At 42.1% G+C, this 17,929-nt stretch carries 19 protein-coding genes; 9 read left to right on the top strand and 10 right to left on the bottom strand.

The genetic code is table 11. The annotated features are described in order from the left end of the window. Window positions 1-103 precede the first annotated feature (103 nt). Together CRO17_RS01035 and CRO17_RS01030 are read left to right on the top strand one after the other, a co-directional pair. Entirely contained in the window at window positions 104-310 is a 207-nt protein-coding gene (locus CRO17_RS01035; RefSeq protein WP_097038435.1) for a DUF3951 domain-containing protein, read from the top strand. Next, window positions 307-1,365 carry a tartrate dehydrogenase gene (locus tag CRO17_RS01030; RefSeq protein ID WP_097038433.1) on the top strand — a complete coding sequence of 353 codons (1,059 nt, stop codon included), beginning with the start codon at window positions 307-309 and terminating at the stop codon, window positions 1,363-1,365. The genes CRO17_RS01035 and CRO17_RS01030 overlap by 4 nt, the downstream gene beginning before the upstream one ends. Before the next feature lie 111 nt (window positions 1,366-1,476). Here CRO17_RS01030 and CRO17_RS01025 read toward each other — a convergent pair whose 3' ends face one another. Beyond that, complete coding sequence (locus tag CRO17_RS01025; RefSeq protein WP_179636760.1) at window positions 1,477-1,935, bottom strand: response regulator; 459 nt, start codon at window positions 1,933-1,935, stop codon at window positions 1,477-1,479. A 221-nt stretch (window positions 1,936-2,156) separates the two neighbouring features. Next, on the bottom strand, window positions 2,157-3,203 hold the full coding sequence (locus tag CRO17_RS01020; protein ID WP_097038429.1) for an NAD(P)/FAD-dependent oxidoreductase: 1,047 nt from the start codon (window positions 3,201-3,203) through the stop codon (window positions 2,157-2,159). Window positions 3,204-3,690: 487 nt separating this feature from the next. Here CRO17_RS01020 and CRO17_RS01015 point away from each other — a divergent pair, with 487 nt between their 5' ends. Together CRO17_RS01015 and CRO17_RS01010 are read left to right on the top strand one after the other, a co-directional pair. Continuing rightward, window positions 3,691-4,686, top strand: coding sequence for a FecCD family ABC transporter permease (locus tag CRO17_RS01015; protein ID WP_097038428.1), 996 nt, complete (start codon window positions 3,691-3,693; stop codon window positions 4,684-4,686). After that, the gene (locus CRO17_RS01010; RefSeq protein ID WP_097038426.1) at window positions 4,683-5,687 is read left to right on the top strand and encodes a FecCD family ABC transporter permease; all 1,005 of its coding nucleotides are present in this window, start codon (window positions 4,683-4,685) and stop codon (window positions 5,685-5,687) included. The genes CRO17_RS01015 and CRO17_RS01010 overlap by 4 nt, the downstream gene beginning before the upstream one ends. Window positions 5,688-5,719: 32 nt before the next feature. On the opposite strand, the gene CRO17_RS01005 is transcribed toward CRO17_RS01010, so the two are convergent. From CRO17_RS01005 to betB, 5 genes are all read right to left on the bottom strand, one after another. Further along, on the bottom strand, window positions 5,720-6,073 hold the full coding sequence (locus tag CRO17_RS01005) for a DMT family transporter (RefSeq protein ID WP_097038424.1): 354 nt from the start codon (window positions 6,071-6,073) through the stop codon (window positions 5,720-5,722). A gap of 12 nt (window positions 6,074-6,085) precedes the next feature. Continuing rightward, complete coding sequence (locus CRO17_RS01000; protein ID WP_097038421.1) at window positions 6,086-6,400, bottom strand: DMT family transporter; 315 nt, start codon at window positions 6,398-6,400, stop codon at window positions 6,086-6,088. A gap of 4 nt (window positions 6,401-6,404) precedes the next feature. Further along, complete coding sequence (locus CRO17_RS00995) at window positions 6,405-6,941, bottom strand: TetR/AcrR family transcriptional regulator (protein ID WP_179636758.1); 537 nt, start codon at window positions 6,939-6,941, stop codon at window positions 6,405-6,407. A gap of 535 nt (window positions 6,942-7,476) precedes the next feature. Then, the gene (gene betA, locus CRO17_RS00990) at window positions 7,477-9,162 is read right to left on the bottom strand and encodes a choline dehydrogenase (protein ID WP_097038417.1); all 1,686 of its coding nucleotides are present in this window, start codon (window positions 9,160-9,162) and stop codon (window positions 7,477-7,479) included. A gap of 99 nt (window positions 9,163-9,261) precedes the next feature. After that, window positions 9,262-10,734, bottom strand: coding sequence for a betaine-aldehyde dehydrogenase (betB, locus tag CRO17_RS00985; RefSeq protein WP_097038415.1), 1,473 nt, complete (start codon window positions 10,732-10,734; stop codon window positions 9,262-9,264). Window positions 10,735-11,012: 278 nt separating this feature from the next. Here betB and cudC point away from each other — a divergent pair, with 278 nt between their 5' ends. The 3 genes from cudC (at window position 11,013) to licT (ending at window position 13,675) form a co-directional block, all read left to right on the top strand. Beyond that, complete coding sequence (gene cudC, locus CRO17_RS00980; protein WP_097038413.1) at window positions 11,013-11,564, top strand: choline uptake/conversion transcriptional regulator CudC; 552 nt, start codon at window positions 11,013-11,015, stop codon at window positions 11,562-11,564. A gap of 185 nt (window positions 11,565-11,749) precedes the next feature. Then, the gene (locus CRO17_RS00975; protein WP_097038411.1) at window positions 11,750-12,619 is read left to right on the top strand and encodes a glycine betaine ABC transporter substrate-binding protein; all 870 of its coding nucleotides are present in this window, start codon (window positions 11,750-11,752) and stop codon (window positions 12,617-12,619) included. Between the two features lie 210 nt (window positions 12,620-12,829). After that, complete coding sequence (gene licT / locus CRO17_RS00970) at window positions 12,830-13,675, top strand: BglG family transcription antiterminator LicT (protein ID WP_097038409.1); 846 nt, start codon at window positions 12,830-12,832, stop codon at window positions 13,673-13,675. A gap of 34 nt (window positions 13,676-13,709) precedes the next feature. Here the strand turns inward: licT and CRO17_RS00965 are convergent, their stop codons facing one another. From CRO17_RS00965 to CRO17_RS00955, 3 genes are all read right to left on the bottom strand, one after another. Further along, window positions 13,710-14,747 carry a ribonucleotide-diphosphate reductase subunit beta gene (locus CRO17_RS00965; protein ID WP_097038407.1) on the bottom strand — a complete coding sequence of 346 codons (1,038 nt, stop codon included), beginning with the start codon at window positions 14,745-14,747 and terminating at the stop codon, window positions 13,710-13,712. After that, entirely contained in the window at window positions 14,735-15,184 is a 450-nt protein-coding gene (locus CRO17_RS00960; protein ID WP_097038405.1) for a flavodoxin, read from the bottom strand. The genes CRO17_RS00965 and CRO17_RS00960 overlap by 13 nt, the downstream gene beginning before the upstream one ends. 345 nt (window positions 15,185-15,529) lie before the next feature. Next, window positions 15,530-15,982, bottom strand: coding sequence for an NUDIX hydrolase (locus CRO17_RS00955; protein ID WP_097038403.1), 453 nt, complete (start codon window positions 15,980-15,982; stop codon window positions 15,530-15,532). Window positions 15,983-16,097: 115 nt separating this feature from the next. Here CRO17_RS00955 and CRO17_RS00950 point away from each other — a divergent pair, with 115 nt between their 5' ends. Beyond that, on the top strand, window positions 16,098-17,306 hold the full coding sequence (locus CRO17_RS00950) for an MFS transporter (protein ID WP_097038401.1): 1,209 nt from the start codon (window positions 16,098-16,100) through the stop codon (window positions 17,304-17,306). A gap of 28 nt (window positions 17,307-17,334) precedes the next feature. After that, a complete protein-coding gene (locus CRO17_RS00945) occupies window positions 17,335-17,778 on the top strand; it encodes a MarR family winged helix-turn-helix transcriptional regulator (protein ID WP_097038399.1) in 444 nt (147 codons plus the stop codon). Window positions 17,779-17,929 lie beyond the last annotated feature (151 nt).

Genomic DNA, 17,929 nt, shown 5'->3' with positions numbered 1-17,929 from the left:
CATGTCTTCTCCCGAACTCCTGTCACCATTTGCTGATTATTTGACTTTGGAATTTTATATTAGTTAGGTAGAATAGAAGTAAGCCTTTTCAGAGGAGGACCACATGCCCGTTTTATTGTTACTAACAATCGGATTTAGTTTTGGTATCATCCTTTTAATCGGCCTCAGTCTTTATAAACTGCTTTGTCTTCAAGCAGTACCAGATAACAGCTATACACCCTTTGATTACATTACCTCTGTTACACAGGATGAGTTCCATGAAGAAAAACGAGAAACAATCATTGAAGCAAAACAAGGAGGAGACGTATGAAAAAGCTGAAGATTGCCAGTTTGCCAGGAGACGGTGTCGGCAAGGAGGTTGTTCCAGCTGCGCAGCAAGTTTTGAAAGCGGTTGCTAGGTTGCACGGCGGTTTGCAATTTGATTTCACGGACTACCCTTGGAGCTGTGAATATTTTTTAGAACATGACCAAATGATGCCGGACGATGCATTGGACCGCCTGCAGGATGCCGACGCTGTCTTTCTTGGTGCTGTCGGAAATCAGAAACTCGTTCCGGATCACATATCGCTGTGGGGTATGCTGATTAAGATACGCCGTGAATTCGAGCAGGTCATTAATGTTCGACCCGCTAAGCTGCTAAAAGGAATTACGTCACCACTTGCAAGCCCAAAGGACTTCGATTTGTTAGTCGTGCGGGAGAACAGCGAGGGAGAATACAGTGAAGTCGGCGGGAGAATATTCCGCGGAGAAGATGAAGTGGCGATTCAGAATGCTGTATTCTCGAGACGAGGTACAGAGAGAGTGATGCGCTATGCTTTTGACTTGGCTGCCAAGCGTCAGAAACATGTGACGAGTGCTACCAAGTCAAATGGTATTGTTCATTCGATGCCATTCTGGGATGAAGTCTTCCAGTCTGTTAGCCGGGATTATCCGGCTATTAACACAGACAGCCAGCATATTGATGCGCTCGCCGCCTTCTTTGTCACCCAGCCGCAGCGCTTTGATGTTATTGTTGCGAGTAATTTATTTGGGGATGTTCTCACAGATATCGGCGCTGCTATTATGGGCAGTATCGGCGTTGCGCCTGCAGCCAATATTAATGTAAACGGTAAATACCCTTCCATGTTTGAGCCTGTACACGGCTCTGCACCAGATATTGTCGGAAAAGGCATTGCCAATCCGCTCGGTCAGATATGGACAGCGAAACTTATGCTGGATCATTTTGGTGAGGAAGAACTCGGTGAGAAGCTGCTGGATATTATCGAGGATGTGACTGCAGCAGGAATATTGACACCTGATCTTGGCGGGAAGTATGGAACGGACGATGTTACTAAAGCTATTCTGAAGGGAATTAATAAATTGTAAGTCAGAAACCCTAGACTATTGCAGCCAGCCTAGGGTTTCAAGTACTCTCCGCTTCACTGCTAAGCGTTTTACTTTTATTCTTTATTACCTCTTATCAATTATTTACACTTTCTAAATGATTGTATATCCATATACATAATCCTTTCTTTCATCCCGATATACCTCATCTAAAAGGAACTTTGCCAACTTTCCTGACAAGACTAACTCTTCTCTAAAGATATTGCGGATGCTGTCTATAAAGTAGGCTGGATCTGATTCATATAACAGAAAACCAGAAGTTCCTAATTGCCAACCCTTTAAAAGGATATGTCGATTAATTTCAGGAAGCATAAAGACCATTTTGATACCTGGAAATCGATATTTTATATATTCGATTGTGGTAAATGAATTAAAGCTAAGTTTATTCGTATCTACTAACATTACCTCTGGTTTTTTCTCTAAAATAAGTTGCACAATCTCATCAACGTGATTCGAAATTCCGACAACTTCCATATCCATCTCATCATTTAAAATTTCTTGGATTCCCTGAACGAGCACGCCATTGTTATCAACTATCAAGATACGAATCATTTCTTCCAACCTCTCAAGCATAGAATTATGTTTGCATCTACTATATATTTCTAGCCTGTACAATATCTGAACATTTTTAAGCAATTCGTATCCTACTGTTTCTTTTACTTATTCACTTGGAAACAAATCGAGTTTCTAAATAGGAGTTTTTAACATAAAAAAGCCAGAAGGAATTATGTTATCCTTCTGGTCTTACAATTTTCATATGAGATTTAGTTATTCTACACTAACTTCTTCGACAGCTCGCGGTTACGCTGCTGGAATAATACGTTATGAGATGACACCATTCCGATTTTCTCTGCTGTAGGTTCCACATACTGCTTTGCTTTGTTAACCGCATTTGCTGCATCTTGGAAACAGCCCGCAATCAAGTTGACCTTACCGTCGTGTTTCAAAATATCTCCTGCCGCAAACAATCCTGGAACAGACGACTCGCCGCATGGTGTTCCGGCAATATAATAATTATCAAGCAGCTTAATATCTACATCGCTGTTTTCAATCAGATTCATATCATGCTCATAACCGTGGTTAACGATGACTTCATCGATCGGCAACTGTAAAATTTCGTTCGTTTTATGATTTGTCAGCTCAACACGTTCAATATTATGCTGGTTCGGACAAGCTACCAGCTTTGTAATGGAGGTACAAAGGAAACACTTAGCTCCGCCGCACATGAGGCGATCTACCGATGCTTCATGCCCTTTTAGTGACTCGTTTCGATACGTTACATAAACCTTTTTGGCAACCAACTCCAGCTCATTTGCCCAATCAACAGCTGAGTTGCCGCCGCCAGAAATAATGACAGTTTTGTCTTTGAAGCGCTGCATATCTTTTACTGTATAATTGAGGTTTGCCACCTCGAACTTTTCACAGCCTTCAATGGACAGCTTTTGCGGATTGAGGATACCTCCGCCAACAGCAACGATGATTGTCTTGGAGTAATGCTTTACGCCGCTTGCTGCATGCAGCTCAAATATGCCAGCGTCATTTCGCTTAATACTTGTTACCTTTTCGTTCAATACCACTTCAGGATCAAAGGTCAGCGCTTGTTCTGTCAGCTGATCAATTAGCTTTCCTGCTGGAAGGGGTGGCATTCCGCCCACATCCCAGACCATTTTTTCGGGATATACATGCAGCTTGCCGCCAAGATAAGGCTGAAACTCAATAACCTTCGTTTTCATCTGCCTTAATCCACTATAAAAAGCAGAATATAATCCCGCCGGACCTCCACCAATGATCGTAACATCATACAGCCACTCTTCCTGCACACTAATTCCTCCTCTATCCGATAGTGATAATCATTCTCACTACAATATATCGCAAAGTTTTCTGAAAATCAATGTTGACATCCTCTTTTTGTGCCTTTATGATGGAATTAAGCGAGATTGATAATCATTCTCATTCTCATCGTATTGCCTTAGTGCCCTGTCCCCCTAACAGGGCACCCCCCTAATATAATGTAAAAATTTATATACTTAATGAAAGAACGGACGGATTCACAGCATCAAGAAGAGACAGTATAACAATTCTATGAATTGACCAGCAGAGGTACCATAACATCCTCGCTCCTTGCTGGTGAATCATTCGGACGGAATATTCCAATTGTTGAAATTGAATCCATATTAAAACTTCAACTTCAGACTGATGACACCACTGCACATGCTCACCAGTTGAACCTTTATTACTATTTAATGAGAGCTTCCTAAATTAATAGGAAGCTTTTTACCTTATCTTACATAGAAAGATGCGTGGCTGATGAAGAACATATCGTTTCCATTAAAACTTATAGCTGGTCTTTTATTATCACTTGCCGCATTTTTTGTGGCTTTATCGTTCGGTGCTGCAGATGTTTCTTTACGTGATGTTTGGGGCGCACTTTTCAGCAGTCCAACAAATGGAAACATGCTGATCATTCAGGAAAATAGACTGCCGCGGGAAGTAGGGGCTTTCTTTGTTGGGGCTGCTTTAGCTGTTGCGGGTGCCATTATGCAAGGCTTAACGCGCAACCCGTTAGCAGATCCCGGCCTGCTAGGTCTAACAGCTGGTGCCAATGCAGCACTGGCAGCCGCTATGGCGTTTATTCCGAACGCAAACTATGCCGTCATTATTATTGCTTGTTTTATTGGTGCAGCAATTGGAGCTGGGCTTGTCTTTGGTATTGGTTCACTCCGCCCTGGCGGATTGTCACCCGTTAAGGTGGTCTTAGCGGGGGCTGCGGTTTCGGCATTGTTATATGCTGTCTCCGAAGCGATTGGCTTGAGCTTTGAGCTTTCTAAGCAAGTATCCGCCTGGACTGCCGGCGGTTTAGTCGGTGTGAATTGGACGCAGCTGCAGCTTGTAATCCCTATTCTGTTAGCAGGTACGATTCTTTCCTTATTTCTTTCCCATCAGCTGACGCTGCTCAGCTTAAGTGATGAAGTTGCTGTGGGGCTTGGCCAGAAAACCTTTGTGATTAAAGCGTTATTATTTCTGGTGACCATCCTGCTGGCAGGAGCATCTGTTGCTTTAGTTGGAAACATGACCTTCATTGGCTTGATGATTCCGCATATTGTCCGCTTTTTTGCTGGAACGGATTATCGCTATATTTTGCCGCTATCCTTTTTTGCCGGCGGTGCTTTCATGCTTCTTGCCGATACAGCGGCACGGACAGTCAATGCACCGTTTGAGACTCCATTAGTGGCAATTGTAGCTGCACTTGGTTTGCCGTTCTTCTTATTCATCGTGCATCGAGGAGGTCGAGCTTACTCATGATAACAGCTAAGAAAAGCAGACAAGCTATTGTGATATTTGCTCTGACCGCTTTAATCATTCTAACTATAGTTATCGGCATGGGACTTGGTCCAGCCTCTCTTTCTTATACGCGCTTGCTGCCGACAATAGTAGGTAACGGAACTTTTCCAGAATCATTTGTGTTATTTGACGTGCGGCTTCCGCGTATTGTTATTACATTGCTAGCGGGAATGGCATTGGCTATTGCCGGAACCATTCTGCAGGGGATTACGAGAAATGATTTGGCTGACCCTGGTATTATCGGTATTAATGCCGGAGCTGGATTAGGTATTGCACTATTTTTCTTATTTATGCCGATTGATGCGGGAAGCTTTGCTTATGCCCTGCCGGTTGTTGGTTTTGCCAGTGCATTCGTTACAGCTCTCCTCATTTATCTGTTCTCTTACAGCAAGCTTCACGGATTGCAGCCAGTTCGGCTCGTTCTAGTTGGAGTTGGATTCTCCATGGCGTTATCTGGCGCGATGATTGTGTTGATTTCTTCAGCCGAGCAGCAAAAAGTTGATTTTATTGCGCAGTGGCTGGCGGGGAATATTTGGGGAACGGATTGGCCCTTTATCCTTGCTTTGATTCCTTGGATTCTCATTATCCTTCCGCTCACGCTTTATATGGCCAATCGCCTGAATGTATTAGCTCTCAGTGAGGAAGTCGGCGTAGGGATTGGTGTGCAGCTTAATCGGGACCGTATCATTCTATTAATAGCCGCTGTAGCAATCGCCGCCGCTGCTGTATCGGTTGCGGGCGGTATCAGTTTTGTTGGTTTGATGGCACCGCATCTTGCCCGGGCGCTTGTCGGAGCCAGACACCAGCTCGTGATTCCGGTCGCTGCTCTAATCGGCGGGTGGCTGCTTTTGCTAGCCGATACAATTGGCCGTAATATCACAACAGCAGACGGGCTGCCAGCTGGTATTATCGTGGCCTTTATTGGCGCCCCCTATTTTCTGTATTTACTGTTGAAAAAATAAGAGGTACTGCGCGAGCCTGCGCAGTACCCCTTTTATTTAGAAGCTGAAGTTTCTTTTTCCTTTTCTGCTTTATGTTGTGTATTTAAAAGCACTAACCCGATGATAACAAGCAGCAGTCCGCCAAACTTCATTAGGGACACAGCTTCCCCGAAGATTGTGACGCCAATCATAGCTGTTAAAGCTGTACCTGCACCAGACCATGTCGCATAAGCTGTGGACAAGGACATGGACTTCAGTGTAAGCGATAGGAAGAGGAATGCTCCAAGATATCCAATGACGACTATGATGGATGGAAATAAAACAGAAAATCCATCTGACACTTTCAGCATGGATGAAGCAATTGTCTCTAATACGATTGCTGCTGCTAAGTATAGAGCTGCCCTCATTTTCCTTCCTCCTTATTTAGATAAGTTCATTAATACAAGACCTGCAAGTAATACAGCAATCCCTAAAATACCTTTTCTATTGATTCTTTCTTTGAAGAGCAGCACACCAATTATCACCGTCAGTATGGTCCCCACCCCGCTCCAGGTCGCATAGACGATACCAAGCGGCAATACTTGCAGCGTTTTGGATAGTGCATAGAAGCTAACGCCATATCCTGCAACTAATACAAGTACAGGAACTACGCGCTTAAAACCGTTCGATAATTTCAGCATCGTTGAGCTCAATACCTCAAAAAGAATAGAAGCTGCTAAGAATAGATAGCCCACATCATCACTCCTCTTCTTTATCTATACGTGCAAGCAGCTTGTGTAATAAGTCGGCAGCAAAATCGGCTACACGCATCGTACCAGCCACTTCGTTAAACCAAAGTCCATCACAGACAAAGCGAATGGTGGCAGCATCTTCCCACTCCAGGCCGTCTTGTTCAAACTGCTGCCGCCATCTTGTATAACCATCCTGCCATACTGTCATAATTTCCGGATGATCACTAAAGATGGAAATAAGTGCTGTACTGCGAGGGGTACCTTCTCTCTTAATATCTTCTAATGTCGCGAGCGCATACGCTTTGGTAAAAGCTCCCTTGCCATTCGGCTGCTCTGCAAGATGACGAGCCATTGCTTCTTCAAATTCACGAATCGCAGCGAAATTAAGTTCCTGAAACAGTGCTTCTTTTGTATGGTAGTGATATAACAGGCCACCCTTGCTGATAGCTGCCTTCTTGGCAATTTTCGCTAATGTGCAGTTACTCACGCCTTCTTCCAATATAAGTTCAGCCGTAGCATTTAATATTTTTTCCTTCGTATTCACATCACCATTCCTAACCGTCCAGACGGTAGAGTAAACTATAGCATATCGATGAACAAAAAAGGTACTGATTTCACTCAGTACCTTTACCACATCTGCTCATATGTAAATCCTGGCTGCAAACTGCTTGTCTATCCATTCTCTTTCGCTCAACCTTTCGTCAGCTAAGGGATAGGTTTTATGAGATGCGGCACACTTACCCTCGGTTATGATTATTCCGTCTTATCCCTACAAGAAATAAGACCGTCGACAATAACGTTACTGGTATGAAGAACCCATTTCCATGCCTCTGTCTCGTAAAAATACATAAAATAAAATACTGACGAATTCTATCAGACCCGCAATTATAAATATTGGCAGTACTCCTGGAGCGATAATGCATTTCTCCTTTCTTTATCCGGTAACACTCTAGCATTTGCACATTATGGATGGAAGGAGAATATACTGTTTTCTCCATAGAAAAAGAAGGCACTCTATCTAGATGCTTTGCTTTTAAAGCAAATACATCTTGAAAGAGACCTTCTTAGGCATATCATTATCAATATTGTGTTACTGTTCCCGCATCGGCTGGATGCACCCCGTGGCGATAGAAGTCAGCATCAATCGGATCCAGCGGCTTACGGCCAAGGATAAGATCGGCTGCTTTTTCTGCCAGCATTAACACCGGTGCATGGATATTACCGTTTGTAACATAAGGCATAGCCGATGCATCGACTACTCGCAGATTCTCCAGTCCGTGTACTTTCATCGTTTTTGGGTCAACTACAGCCATTGGATCTGAAGCAGGTCCCATTTTCGCTGTACAAGATGGATGAAGTGCTGTTTCTGCATCTTCTTTTACCCATTCTAAAATTTCTTCGTCTGTTTGAACAGAAGGACCTGGTGCCAGTTCTGCTGCATTGTAACGCTTCATCGCCGGTTGTGACATAATTCTGCGGGTCACTCGTATCGCTTCTACCCACTCTCGTCTGTCCTGTTCAGTAGAAAGATAGTTGTAGACCATGCTTGGATACTCTTTCGGATTTTTCGAGCGGATCTTCAATGATCCTCGAGCATCAGAGTACATTGGTCCTACATGCACTTGGAATCCGTGATCCGTTGGCGCTTTTTGGCCATCATATCGTACCGCCAATGGAAGGAAGTGATACATCAGATTCGGATAATCAACGTCTTCATTGGAACGAACGAACCCTCCGCCTTCAAAATGGTTGGTCGCAGCAGGTCCTGTACGTCCAAGCAGCCATTGCAAACCAATCCAAGGCATGCGCGCTTTATTTAAACTAGGCTGTTCGGATACAGGAAGCGGACATGCATGTTGGATATAGGCTTCCAGGTGATCCTGAAGGTTTTCTCCTACGCCAGGAAGATGGGCTACTGGCTTAATACCAAGTGAGCGAAGATGTTCAGCATCTCCCACACCTGACAGTTGAAGCAGCTGCGGTGTATTAATAGCACCGCCTGAGAGAATAACCTCACCCGCTTTCACTTGATGTGTCTTTCCATTTCGCTCATATGTTAATCCTGTCGCTTTCTTACCATCGAAATCAATATGCTTCACAAAAGCACGTGTTCTAACTGTTAAGTTTTCACGTTTCATTGCCGGATGCAGATAAGCACGGGAAGCTGATAGACGCCGTCCTTTGTATACATGCTTATCAAACGGTCCAAATCCTTCCTGACGAAAACCGTTTACATCAGGAGTTCTTGAATAACCAGCCTCTACAGCTGCAGTAAAGAATGCTTGGAATAATGGATTCGTCGCTGGTCCGCGTTCTAGTTTGATTGGTCCATCATGACCGCGAAGATCATCATCGGGTGATCCTAAAGCATTTTCTAAGCGTTTGAAATAAGGAAGACAATGCGCAAAGTTCCATGTTTCCATACCTTCATCCGCACCCCAGCGTTCATAGTCCATCGGATTTCCGCGCTGATAAATCATTCCGTTAATGGAGCTTGAGCCGCCGAGCAGTTTTCCTCGTGCATGCTTGATACGGCGTCCATTCATATATGGCTCAGGATCTGATTCATACTTCCAATCATAAAGGCTTTTACCCGCTGGGAATGGCAATGCTGCCGGCATTTGAATCAATAAGTCCCATGCATAGTCACTGCGTCCTGCCTCTAAAACAAGCACACTTTTCGTCCCATCTTCACTTAAACGGCCGCCGAGTACAGAACCAGCACTCCCGCCTCCTACGATGACAATATCATATGTTTCACTCATCTTCTGTTTCCTCCTTGATAGTTGGAATTGGAAGGAAGGGACATACCCTTCTTCATTTTTTTGTTCTAGTTAGTAGCTAATGTTTTTCAGATAATCAGTTTAGAACCAGTTAATAGATTCAGGTTTAAGATTTTGGAAGATATGCTTTGTTTCTGTATATTCTTCCATTCCTAGCCTGCCTAACTCGCGTCCGATACCAGACTGTTTAAATCCGCCCCATGGAGCATGCGGGAAATACAGGTTAAAATCATTAATCCAAACAGTTCCCATGCGCATTTTTGCTACACAGCGCTCGGCTTTTGCAATATCATTGGTCCAAACACCGCCAGCTAGTCCGTAGATGGAGTCATTAGAAAGCTTTATTGCTTCCTCTTCTGTCGTGAACTTTTCAACCGTTATAATTGGCCCAAAAGCCTCGTCTTGCACAATGCGCATGTCTGTTGTGCAGTCTGTAAAGATAGTAGGCAGGTAGAAGAATCCTTTTTGCAGTTCCGGATCTTCTGGCCGTTTGCCGCCAACCACTAAGGTAGCTCCTTCTTCTATCCCTGCTTCTACGTATTTCTCTACTTTCGCAAGATGTTCTGCTGAAATAAGCGGTCCCATCTGCGTATCTTCGTCAAAACCGTTTCCAAGCTTGAATTGCTTCACTCGCTCCACGAGTGCGTTAACAAACTTTTCGTGTATGCTTTCTTCGACTATCAATCTGGTGCCAGCGGAACAAATCTGTCCTGCGTGGAAAAACACTCCGTTTAATGCTTGATCAACAGCCACTTTAAAATCTGCATCAGCAAAAATAATATTCGGATTCTTTCCGCCAAGCTCTAGGGCAAGCTTTTTCACATTCACGCTTGCTGCTTGCATAATTTTCTTCCCGGTAGCAATGCCGCCTGTAAATGAAATCAGATCTACATCTGTATTATTAGAAAGCTCAGCGCCGACTGTATCGCCAGCTCCAAGAACTAAATTTACAACACCATCAGGCACACCTGCCTCTTCCATTAGTTCAAACACTTTTATCGTAGTCAGTGGTGTAATCTCACTTGGCTTCATGATTAGCGTATTTCCAGTCGCAAGAGCCGGGGCAAGTTTCCAGGATGCTTGCAGCAAAGGATAATTCCAAGGCGTAATTTGACCGCAAACGCCAACAGGTTCGTGCACTACTTTACTAATCGAGTTTGGGACTGGTGAATTTATTAATTCTCCGCCATCTTTATCGATAAGCTCACCGTAGTAGCGGAACACACCCGCGATATCATCCATGTCTCCGCGACTTTCATCCATTGTTTTTCCTGTATCTAACGATTCCAAGTGAGCAAGCTCTTCTTTGTCTCTTTCAATCAAATCAGCAATTTTCTTTACCAGGTTTCCTCGCTCAATTGCTGGAAGTGACGACCATTCTCCCTTATCAAATGCTTCTCTTGCTGCCGCGATGGCTGCCTTTGTATCTGCTTCATCACCTTCTGGAACAGTGGCAATGATCTCTTGGTTAAATGGATTGATAATCTCACGTGTGTTCCCGGAGATTGCATCCACCCATTCGCCATTTATGTATTGTTGCAGTTTTAGATTCATATGTATCAACTCCAGTTTCAAAGAGTATTAATTTTGTTAAGAATTTATTTAACGTTTTAAACAATATCACGTCTTCTAAGGACTGTCAAAGCCAATTAAAAGATAAAAAAGAATTAGATTGGTTAAGAATGCAGGGTTTATAGGATGGCAGCCACTTTCAACTATTAAAATGCCTGCCTCCATTTGACATTTCATCTGAGTACGTTAACATATAGTCCGTAAATAACATTTGAAAGATATTTAATGGGATTTACTTTATATATTGAAGGAGCGACCTTATGAGTGAATCTACTGAAGGACCCAACAGCAAAATAGAACAAGCGAAAGATAAAGTCATTGGCACAATTGCAGAGACGATGGATTTGTACGGGGTTACACCAGCTACAGCCAATTTATATGCAATGATGTACTTTAAAGAGCAGATGACGCTTGATGAGATGCGCACCGAACTCGAAATGAGCAAACCAAGCATGAGTACTAGTGTACGCAGACTTCAAGAGATAAAAATGGTAAAAAGAACATTTACACGCGGGTCCAGGAAACATACTTATATAGCGGAGAAAAACTTCTTCCGTTCCTTTATGGGCTTTTATTGTCAGATGTGGGAACGCGAAGTAAAAATGAATATGGAAGCCATTGAGGAATCTCAAAAAGATTTTATAGATATTATAAAAGACTCTGCCAGCACACCAGAAGTTATTGAAGAAGCAAAGAAATACTATGATCAATTAGAAGAATCGAAGACGTATTATCATTGGCTGGACGATTTAGTTGCAAGTATTAGAAGCGGTAAGATATTTGAATTCTTACCAAAGGATCAACAAGACTAAATAACAAGAAGTTAATAGGTGGTCTATAGGAAAGCAATCGCTATAGACTGCCCAATTATATAAGTGTTTCAGTTTGCGTAAAGAGAGATGCTATCACTCAGTGTTTTTGTTAAAAATTTTCTTAATAAATTTAATTTAGGATATATTTTCATTAATATACAAATAGATAAAGGGAGTTTTGTTACATGAATAAATGGAGAAAACCACTTAGTCTTATTGCAGCAATTTTAATGGTAGTCGCACTGACCGCATGCGGAAACAATAGCAGCGCTGATGCAGGAACAGGAGAAATAACGATAGGCCAAGTTAACTGGGCTGAAAATGTTGCTATCACAAATATGTGGAAAGTAATTCTAGAAGACGAAGGTTACGACGTGAAGCTAAACAACTTGAACATGGGCGTAACGATGAAGGCGTTAAAAGGCGGCGACTTAGATGCTAGTTTAGAAATATGGCTCCCAGTCCAGGATGCTAATTATTTGAAGCAATATAAGGATTCCGTTAACTTCTCGGATGCCACTTGGTATGACAATGCCAAAGTTGGACTTGTTGTCCCTTCCTACGTAAAGGATGTTAATAGTATAGAAGACTTAAATGAACATAAAGAACTTTTCAGCGGCGAAATTGTTGGTTTTGACCCGGGTGCAGGTACAATGGAAGTCACCGAACAACTGCTGAAGGATTATGACCTGAATTACGAACTGCTAAAAAGTTCAGAATCTGCGATGTTAGCTGAAATTAAGAAAGCAGTAGATGATAAAGAACCAATCGTCGCACCACTTTGGAGTCCGCACTGGATTTTCTCCAAATATGATTTGAAGTTCTTGGAAGATCCGCAAAATACATACGGTGGCGTAGAAAAAATTCACCATGCCACAAGACAAGGATTTGAAGAAGATTATCCGAAAGTAAGCCAGTGGTTTAAGAATTGGAAGATGAATGATCAGCAAATTGGCGAGCTGATTAAATATGTAGAAGGTGCTAATACACCTATTGAAGGTGCTGAAAAATGGGTGGAAGAGAATCAGGATTTGGTGAATGAATGGGTAAAATAAAAGCCATTTTTAAAAATAAAGAAGTTGGTTTCACTTATTATAGTGAACCAGCTTCTTTTACTTTTGTTGAAAAATTTTGATGAAAAGATTTTAGGAACTAGTTTGCTCATAGAAGTTTCACATTATTTAGCCACGCTGATTGTAATCGCTATCATTTTCTTATACTATAGACCTAGATAGTTTATCCCTCTTAAGAAATAGGTGATCCTGATGCAGATTAAGCAAGTGTTGAATAACAACGTCATCACCGTCTTGGATGAACAGGACCAAGAACTGGTTATTATGGGCCGAGGCATTGCCTTTGGCCGCAAAGCTGGCGACGATGTGGATGAATCACAGATAGAGAAAACGTTTAAGCTGGACGATAAGGAAATGAATAAACGGTTATTGGAATTATTAGCGGAAATTCCGCTTTCGTTTGTAGAAGTTTCCGAAGATATTATTCAATATGCCAGAAAGCATACAAACAAAAAAATACACGACAATATCTACGTTAGTCTGACAGACCACATCTATTATGCTGTGGAGAGATTTCAGCAAGGGATTGCTATAAAAAATGCGCTGCTTTGGGAGACCAAGCGGTTTTATCCGGAGGAATACCGAATTGGGCAGCACGCCTTGTCTATTATCGCAGAGAAGGTTGGCATCATTCTGCCAGAGGACGAAGCTGGTTTTATCGCCTTGCATCTTGTGAATGCACAAATGAATGAAGATATGCCAGTTATGATTAATATTACGAAGTTTATCCAGGATGTACTTCATATTGTGAAGTTCCACTTTGGCATTGAATATGAGGAAGATTCGTTGGCTTATTACCGTTTTGTCACCCATCTGAAATTCTTTGCACAACGAATATTAAATCATCGTACACAAAAAGATAGTGATAACAGTCTCTTTGAAATGGTGAAAACCAACTACAGCAGGGCCTATGCATGCGCCCAGAAAGTACAGTCTTATATTCAAAAGATGTACCAAGAGCAGCTTACAGATGAGGATATGCTTTACCTGACGATTCATATTCACCGAATTGTTCAGAAAAAAGAAGAAAACAGTTAGAGCCAGCCGTCTCCGGCTGGCTCTGTTACTGTTTTTATAAATCATCAAATCCGTTTAGGTCACTTGTTTTCGTGTACTGACGGGACTTTTGTTCGAAGAAGTCTGATTTTGTGCCGTTGAAGTTATCTGTGTAAGCGCGGATCCACTTCATCGGATTCTTTTCATAGCCTTCATAAATTTCACTTAGTCCGAGCATGCGAAGCATTTTATTCGCACGATACTTCACATAGCCTTCCATGTCATCTAAGTCGATGCCATCAATTCCAGCTAGTACGTAGCGGCTCCATTTTGTCTCTTGCTCGACAGAATGGCGGAATTCATCATATACCCATTCGATGAATTGCTCGTTATTGTATTCTGGATTTTCCGCTAATGTTGCGCGGAACAATTCACTAATAAAACGGCCATGATGCAGCTCATCACGATTGATATAAGAAATCATTGTGGATGTGCCAACCATCTTCTGATTTCGTGCTAAGTTATAAAAGAATGCAAAACCACTATAGAAGAATAGCCCTTCTAGCAACGCTGAATATACCATTGCCTTCAGCACAGTCTCAATTGTCGGATTTTCAGCGAATTCGTTATAAACTGCGGCGATTCGTTTATTGCGCTCCAGCAGTACTTCATCCGTACGTCCTTCATTAAAGGATGCGATTTGGTTATCATAGTTCGTAACAGAAGCTAATACATACGTATAGCTATGGTTGTGCTCGCTTTCCTGGTCAGCTATCGTTGCCAGTATTGATTTGACACTTGGGTCTGTCGAATAGGCAGCGATTTTGGAGGCGATATCTGTTTGCGGACCATCTAATGTCGCAAGCAAACCAATAATTTTCAAGAAAGCTGTGCGTTCTTCATTCGATAGACTCGCAAATTGCTTCGTATCTGCCACCATGTTTACTTCATTTGCAGTCCAAAACAGACCGCGGATGGTCTTACGCAAATCATAAAAATGCGGGTATGCAACGTTATCCCAATGGAGGATACCGCTTGCTTCTCCATTAAATAATGCAGTTGCTTTATTTGGATGCTTCGGTTCAAGTACCGTTGCTTTCATTAATTTAGCCATTCTATTACTCCTCTCGTCCATTCCACTACTTCTTGTTCTTGTGATCCCCTTGGTGACTGCTCAATCTTGAGCGGTGCAAGCGGGGAATGATAAAATTTCGCCAGCTTGTCCGCTGCCATGCAAAACATATCCTCGCCGCCGAACTGGGTATCACCTGTGCCGAAGACAAATACATGCTCAGGCTTATATCCGACATCCGCCACAAAATCCTTCACATCAAACGGCGTATCTCCTGAACCCCAAGTATACGTTCCAATTAGCATAGCATCAAAATCCGGTACATGCGGAAATGGGTCACTGCCGCTAACACAGTACAGGGTAACGTCTTGTTCCATATGTGTCAGTTCTTTCGCAATCAGCTCTGCAACTTCCTCGGTGTTGCCGCTGACAGAAGCATATGCGATGAGTAAGGTTTTTGTTTGGATAGGTTTCGGCATGATAGAGATTCCTTTTTCAGAATGCACTCGTAATCAGTCCAATCTGTTCATTTTACCATAATCTTAGATACGATTCGAAATCTTAATAACGTATTCCCTCCGTCATCGTAAAGAAACAATATATAGTTTCACCTTAGAAATAATAACACAGATATAGTGTTATCGGCTGCAATAATAGGAACTTATATGTACCTATTATTGCTATTTCTCACAAGAGACTTTCCCTGTTACTTGTTGGATATAAGAAGTCGAGCCGCCCACTCGAACTAATAGATCTCCTTCACTGCTTACGTCCAACAAAGATTTCAACTTGGAAACTGTATGCTATCTACTTCCAAAGTGATTTCAGCCATTAATAGTCGTTCCCTTTTTACTAACTGTGATAATACCTTCATCTACATATGGAACTCCTGAAGTAATGATACTCCGGATTCCTCCCGGATAATAAGTCATTACGTGATCCACTTCCTCATAAGACATCCATTTGGCTTCAGCTATCTTATCCGTATCTTGTATTTTTATTTCTTCACTAATTTGCTCCGCACGGAATGTCACAAAGGTAGCGTGCTCCTTATTAGCTAGCATTTTTGCTTCATTGACTGCCAAGATTGTTGTTACTTGGATGTCTAGCCCCGTTTCTTCCTTTGCTTCCCTGACAGCAGCCTCTGCAAGTGTTTCACCAGGTTCCACCAAACCACCCGGCAAGGTCCAGCTCTCATTCTTTTTATTTAATACCATGAGAATTTGCTTTGTTCCTTCGTTATGAATCAGTGCATAAGCTACGCGAACTTCTTTCATTTTTATACCCCCGTAAGTTTTACACCATTATATACCAAATCACGATATATGCATTGACATGAAACATCATGCGCCCTTATAGTTTAGTTAAGTTAACTTAACTAAGGAGTGCAACATGAAAACTTTACTAAAGAATAAACAATTTATTTTTCTCCTTCAATCCGAGCTGTTTTCTGTGCTGAGCTTTTCTATGTTTATGATTACAATCTCATGGTATGTCGTAGATGTGCTGCATCATCCCCAATACCTAGGTCTAATAATGGCTGCCGCCTCCATACCGCGAATGTTCACTATGCTTATCGGCGGCGTGCTGGCTGATCGTATACAAAAATCCAAAATCCTTTTTAGCACTCGATTGATCCAAGGGCTATTAATTGGAATCTTGCTATTAGGGCTTGCCAAAGATGTACTGTCTATTTGGTTGTTGCTAATTGTTTCCTTCTTTATTGGGTGCTTCGACGGGTTATTTTTCCCCGCTCTTTCATCTTTAGTTCCCAGCATTGTATCTCAAAAGCAACTGCAGCCTGCCAATACACTCATTCACAGTTCACAAGAGCTGCTATTTCTAATTGGCCCAATTGCAGCTGGGGCTATTTTACATTATTTTAATTTCAGTGCTACCTTTACTGTTAGCATTGCCGCTGCAGTAATCAGTGCATGTTTTGTTTTTCCTGGCTTTATTAAGGATATGAAACCGGTAAAACAGGAAGTAAAGGTCTCTTTTATAACAGAATTTAAAGAAGGCTATCGTTACTTACGGACTTCCACAGTTTATATATCTGCTATTAGCATTATCATCATCGTGAATTTCTTCGTTTTCGGTCCAATGTTTCTTAGTCTGCCTATTTTAGCGGAGCAACTCGGAGGCAGTGCGCTTGATTTAAGCTTCTTAGAGGCTGGTTTTTCGGCTGGATCTTTATCAGCTACGATCTTGCTGCTTTTCATTGCACTCAGAAAAAACCGCGGGAAATTGGTGCTCATATCTCTCATTGCTAGTGTTCTCTCGCTTGGATTATTCAGCCAGGTCCCTAGTTTAGGCTGGTTAATTCCTATCGCAGCACTGATTGGCTTCTTTGGCTTTTTCACCTATATTCCAACTGATGTCATCATTCAGGAAAAAACCGACCCTGCCATGATGGGGAGAGTGATGAGTATTGTATTTTTAGCTTCTACTGCCTTTGACCCAATCTCACAGACCTTATTCAGTTCCTTGATGGCCCTTGGGCTCCCAGCTCGTTTCTTATTAGCCGTATTCGCTAGCACTGGGCTGTTTCTTGCAATTGTTGTGTTTGCAAAAGCAAAAAATTGGCGTATTATGCAATAAAGAAGCAGATTCGGAAGGAATGATGCACATGAGCCATTCTTATAAGGATACAATCCGGAGAATGAATGAAGCATATGAGGAATTCGGTATTCTTATTTCCCAAGAAACAAAGAAACTAGATGAACTTGATCTAACTGTCCAGCAAGAATTCATCCTATCTTATATTGATAAAAATGAGCGCATCACAGCAAATGATATTGTCAATGTCTTCGATATTTCCAAAAGTGCGGTAAGTCAGGTACTTTCCAAATTAGAGAAACGAGATATGATCTCCAAGAAAGCTAACCCTTCTAATAAACGGGAGTATTTTCTAACACTTGGTACCAACGGCCGTAAGTATATGAACAGTTTGCTGCAGCTGGATGATATTCTGATAGAAAAGTATTATTCCAAAATCGCAATTGAAGAACTGCAGCAAATGACGGATACGATGCTGCGGATAAATGAAGTGATTCGTGAACAGAAAAAATAGAGGAGTTGCAGGAGTTGCTAAATAGGAACTGTACCTTAAATATGAACAGTTTATCAAGAAGCTTCTAGGCTTTAAAAAGATGATCCATATTATACCCGGGTCATTCTTTTTAATGACCTTTGTAATCAATCCTGTCGCTTCGGTAGCAGTG

This window comes from Terribacillus aidingensis (assembly GCF_900215625.1).
Classification (GTDB): Bacteria; Bacillota; Bacilli; order Bacillales; family Amphibacillaceae; genus Terribacillus; species Terribacillus aidingensis.
This window is presented reverse-complemented; position numbering and strand designations above follow the sequence as displayed.